3 protein-coding genes are annotated in these 4,873 nt (G+C 72.8%); 1 reads left to right on the top strand and 2 read right to left on the bottom strand.

What is annotated here, in order from left to right; translation table 11 throughout:
• Positions 1-191: 191 nt before the first annotated feature.
• Both GT042_RS33020 and GT042_RS33015 read right to left on the bottom strand, forming a co-directional pair.
• Positions 192-1,013, bottom strand: a complete 822-nt coding sequence (locus GT042_RS33020; protein WP_161312367.1) for a pentapeptide repeat-containing protein — start codon at positions 1,011-1,013, stop codon at positions 192-194.
• Between the two features lie 146 nt (positions 1,014-1,159).
• The gene (locus tag GT042_RS33015) at positions 1,160-3,823 is read right to left on the bottom strand and encodes an AAA family ATPase (RefSeq protein WP_161312366.1); all 2,664 of its coding nucleotides are present in this window, start codon (positions 3,821-3,823) and stop codon (positions 1,160-1,162) included.
• 529 nt (positions 3,824-4,352) lie between these two features.
• Here GT042_RS33015 and rplJ point away from each other — a divergent pair.
• Positions 4,353-4,873, top strand: a 521-nt coding sequence (rplJ, locus tag GT042_RS33010) for a 50S ribosomal protein L10 (RefSeq protein WP_161309615.1), incomplete at its 3' end; no start/stop codon positions are given.

Genomic DNA, 4,873 nt, shown 5'->3' with positions numbered 1-4,873 from the left:
GCTGCCGCCGCCGGGTCGGGCGGGTCCGGCGGGTCCTCGTACCTCATGCCGATGCTGGTCATCGGCGCGGCGGTCCTCGCGGCGCTCGCCCTCTTCGGCGTCCGCGCGGCCCGGCGCAGGCCGCGCCGCTGCTGAAGCCCGCCCCTGAAGCCCGTCACCGAATCAGGCATCCGGAGCACGCCGCCGGTGCGCTACCAGTGCGCGGGGCGCACCAGCGTCGGCGGGATCGCGGTGCCGGAGTCGCCCTTCGCGGCGTTCACCTGGCTCTGGGTGAGGAAGATGCCGCCGGTCAGATCGGCGCCGCGCAGATCGGTGTCCCGCAGGTCCGCGCCGATCAGATCGGCGAGCCGCAGGTCGGCGCCGCGCAGGTCGGCGGCGATCAGGTACGCGCCCCTCAGGTCGGCCCCGCGCAGATCGGCGCCCTTGAGTTTCGCCCCGAACAGGTCGGCTCCCCTGCGGTTCTTCCTCTTGCCGCGGACCTGGGCCCGTACCAGCTCACTCGTCCGCAGCAGCAGGGGATTGACCCGCGCCCGGTGCGCGGCGACGTCGATCTCCAGCAGCGTGTCGGGGTCGCTCCCGGCCAGGCGTTCGGTCGCGGCCAGAAGGGAGCGGATCTCGGCGTGCACGGATCTGGCGGGCGCGAGCGTGAGGGCTTCGGTCAGGTACCAGAGGAGTTCGTGGAGCTGGCGCATCACGGGCAGCGCGGCGAACATCCGGCCGGCGGTCCCGGGTGACTGCCGCCAGTCCCGGCCCTCGAAGGTGACCTGGGAGACCCGCTGTCCGGCGCCGAAACAGTCGTACACCGTGCAGCCCTGGTAGCCCTGGGTCCGCAGGCGGTCGTGGATGCCGCAGCGGGAGTCGTCGCGGAGGTGGTGGCAGGGGTCCCCGGCCTTCTTCTCGACGGGGAAGTCCGCGGAGACCGAGAAGGTCAGGGCGACGCAGCACAGCCCGAAGCAGTTGCCGCAGTCGGCCCGCAGGGGGGCGGGTTCGGTGGGGCCCGGCTTCTCGGACAACGTCGCTGATCTCCTGCTCTGCGCTTCCACGGTCTCCGCACCGAGCCTACCGGCCGGGGCGGGCCCGCCCCGGCCGGGATCGGCCCACATGAGGTCGGCCCGAGAAGTCGGCGTGTGAGTCAGCGAGATGAGATCAGCCCGTCGGCTCAGCGGATGCCCGCCATGGCCTGCTCCGCCCGCGCCACCAGTCCGTCGGCACCGCAGCGCCTCGCGAGTTCCAGACCGCGGCCGAGTTCGACGGGGAGGCGGGCGGCGATCCCGTACTCGACGCGGGCGACGGCCCGTTCGTACGCGCAGGGCGAGGCGTCGAGATGCTCCACGGCGTGCGCGAGGAGGCTCACCGCCTCCGGGCCCTCCTTCAACGAGGCCTCGCAGCTCAGGGCGACACCGATGGCGGTGTCCGTACCGAAGCGTTCGGCGCGGTCGCGGGCGTACCTGGCCAGCTCCGCCGCGCGGACCGGGTCCGTGTGCGCGAGCGCCCGCGCGAGGTCGCACGCCCAGGGCGCCATGACGATGTTGTGCCGGCCCCGGGCCGTCAACGCCCGCCCCGCCGCTTCGAGTTCGGCGACGGCTTCGTCGTGCCGACCCTGGGCGAGGAGCAGCCGGCCCCGGACGGACTGGGCGTCGGGGATGACGATCGAGGACGAGTACGGCGGGGCGAACGCGTGGCGCTCCGCCGCCTCGTGGGCCGCCTCGACGTGGCCCCGCGCGAGGAGGGTGTCGATGAGCATGCAGGCCGCGTCCCAGTGCATCGGGAGGCCGTCGCCGACGCGGTCGGCGAGCCGCAGGCTCTCGCGCAGGTACGTCTCGGCCTCGTCGAGCCGGCCGCGCCTGCGGTGCACGTACCCGACGAGCGCGTGGGCGAAGGCGAGGTGGCCGCCGCTCCAGCCGGAGATCTCGAAGGCCCGCAGCGCTTCCGTGAACAGGCTCTCCGCCTGGTCGAGCCGGTCGGCGAACGCGTACGACAGGCCGAGCAGGGCCGGGGCCTCGAAGCCCCACGCGGGGTCGGCCCAGCCGACGCCGGGCGCCAACCGCCCGTCCAGCAGGGCCCGTTCACCGATCTGGACGATCTCCTCGGCGCTCTCGCCCCGGGCCGTACCGTCGAAGGCCCGCAGCATCAGCAGAACACGTTCGGTGTTGTCGCGGCCGGTGAGCGTACGGGCCACCTCGCTCAGCCGCCCGGAGCGGGCGGGGCCGTTGTCCTCCACGGCCCGTACGCCCTCCCAGAGGAAGTGCGCGGCCTGCAACCGCAGCCGGTCCCGGCCCGGCTCGGCGCGGGCGACCTCCTCGGCTACGACCTGCGCGGCCTCGCCGGTCTGGTTGTTGTGCGTGAGGGCCTGCGCCAGCCGGAACACCACGTCGACGCGGAGTGCGGGGTCGAGGTCGGGGCTGTCGAGAGCGGCGCGCAGATGGCCGACGGTGGTGGCCGGGGAGGTGAGCAGGGTGGCACAGCCCAGTTCGTACAGCACCCGTGCCCGGACGGCGGGCAACGGCGGTTCCAACAGGGCGCGTTCGAGGCAGCGCCGCGCGGCGTCGGGTGCGCCGACGGCGAGGTTCTCGGCGGCGGCTTCGCGCAACTGGCCCACCAGCTCCGCGTCGTTGTCCGGGTGGACTTCGAGGAGGTGCGGCGCGGCGGCGGCGGCTCCCCGGCCGCTGCGGGAGACGGCCCAGGCGGCGCGGCCGTGCAACGCGGTCCTCATGGCCGGCGGGATGGCGCGGTAGACGGCTCCCGCGATGAGCGGGTGGACGAACTCCAGCGGGTCGGTGCCCTCCAGGATCCGGGCCACGCGCAGCCGTTCGGCGCATTCGGCGGCCTCGTCCCACCCGAGGCCCGACAGGGAGATGGCCAGGTCGAGGGAGATGTCCGTACCGAGGACGGCCGCCGCCCAGGCGAACTTGGTGGTGTTCGCGCCCAGTTCCTCCAGCCGGGCGACGAGGCCCTTGCCGCGCGCGGAGGCACCGAGGGCGCGCAGGGCGCTCGCCGACTCCTCGGCGGGGGCCAGTCCGCTGTCCTGGACCTTGGCGAGCAGTTCGACGGTTTCGTACGCGTTGCCGCCGGTGACGGCCCACACCTCACGGCAGAACGGGTCGTCGGCGTCCTCGCCCAGGGTGGCGCGGGTCAGCTCGGCGGTGGCGTCGGGGGTGAGCGCGCGCAGGGAGACACGCAGCCGGGCGGCGGTCCCGAGCGTCTGGAGGTGCCGCGCGGTCTCGCCGACGGCCTCTTCGGTGCGGTACGCGACCACCACGAGGACGGGCGGTCCGCCGGGCGGCCGCCCCGCGAAGGACGCGAGCCACGCGAGGGTCTCCAGATCGGCCCAGTGCGCGTCGTCGATGACGAGCAGGAGCGGTCCGTGCACCTCGGCGAGCCGGTCGACCAGGACGTCGAGTCCGTCCCTGACACCCTGCGGGTCGGCGTGCTGGGTGCCGGGCGGGGTTATCCCGAGGGCGGGACCGACGATCTCGTACCGGTCGCCGAGCAGTTCACGCGCGTCGAGGGTCTCCCCCGCCGTCGCGCCCCCGGACTCACCGGCCATGAGGGCGGGTTGCAGGAGTTGCCGTACACCGTGGAAGGGAACGGACGTGACCGTCTCGCCGCCACGCGCGGACCACACGGCACACCGCCCCGCCGCGAACCGCCGTACCTCGTTGAGCAACGCGGTCTTCCCGAGCCCGGCGGCGCCCCGGTAGACGAGCAGACCGCCGGCGGGAGCGGTCCCGCACAACGCGTCCACGGCCCGCGTCGCCGAAGCCAGCTCCGATTCACGTTCGAGCAAAGGAAGAACGACCGGCCGCTCGGCCCCGGGCACCATCCACGCTCCCCTCTTCGAACAGTGCGCTGGTCAGGTGTCGAGCGTAGCCGCGAACCTCCGCCGCCGGACGGGATTCCCCAGGATTCGACCGTCTCATGACGCGCAGCCCGGTCCGGTCGGTCGCGGGTCGAACAGGAGTCTCGATCGGGTGATCGTGGCGGGCGCCGGCCGGCGGGCGGGGCCTCTCACCGACGCGGCGGCGTCCGCCAACTCGTACCGTACGAGGGCCTGTTGTGGCGTGCGAACGGCACCGAAACCCCCACCGGAGCGGATTTGCCGGTTACGACCGGTTTCCCTACTGTCGTGCCGAAGCCAAAGACCGCTGGTTGCCGCCGTGCGCTCGTCACCGAGTCCGGCGGCCGAAGGATCCGCTAACTGCGGACGGCCTGCGCAGGTCACGTTGGAGAGCTTCGGCACGCGGCCCCCGCCGTGCGGCCGGGGTCGCGCCCCGTGCACCCGCGCCGGGGCGTTTCGTTCGTTCAGCCCCTTCCGAGAGCGGTCCTCATCACCCGGAAGGAGGCCGACGCTCATGGCAAGGCCCGACAAGGCTGCCGCGGTGGCCGAGCTGACGGACAAGTTCCGCAGTTCGAACGCCGCTGTGCTGACCGAGTACCGGGGTCTCACCGTGGCGCAGCTCAAGGAGCTGCGCCGTTCTCTCGGTGGGAACGCCCAGTACTCCGTGGTGAAGAACACGCTGACCAAGATCGCGGCCAACGAGGCCGGGATCAACACGCTGGACGACCTGTTCGCGGGTCCGACGGCGGTTGCCTTCGTCACCGGTGACCCGGTGGAGTCGGCGAAGGGTCTTCGTGACTTCGCCAAGGACAACCCGAATCTCGTCATCAAGGGCGGTGTCCTTGACGGCAAGGCACTGTCCGCGGACGAGTTCAAGAAGCTTGCGGACCTCGAGTCCCGCGAGGTTCTGCTCTCCAAGCTGGCAGGTGCCATGAAGGGCAAGCAGTCCCAGGCTGCCTCCCTCTTCCAGGCGCTTCCCTCGAAGTTCGTCCGCACCGCGGAAGCGCTTCGCGTCAAGAAGGAAGAGCAGGACGG

This window comes from Streptomyces sp. SID3212, assembly GCF_009865405.1.
GTDB lineage: Bacteria > Actinomycetota > Actinomycetes > Streptomycetales > Streptomycetaceae > Streptomyces.
Note: the sequence above shows the minus strand (reverse complement) of the source record. Positions and strands in the feature narration are given on the sequence as shown.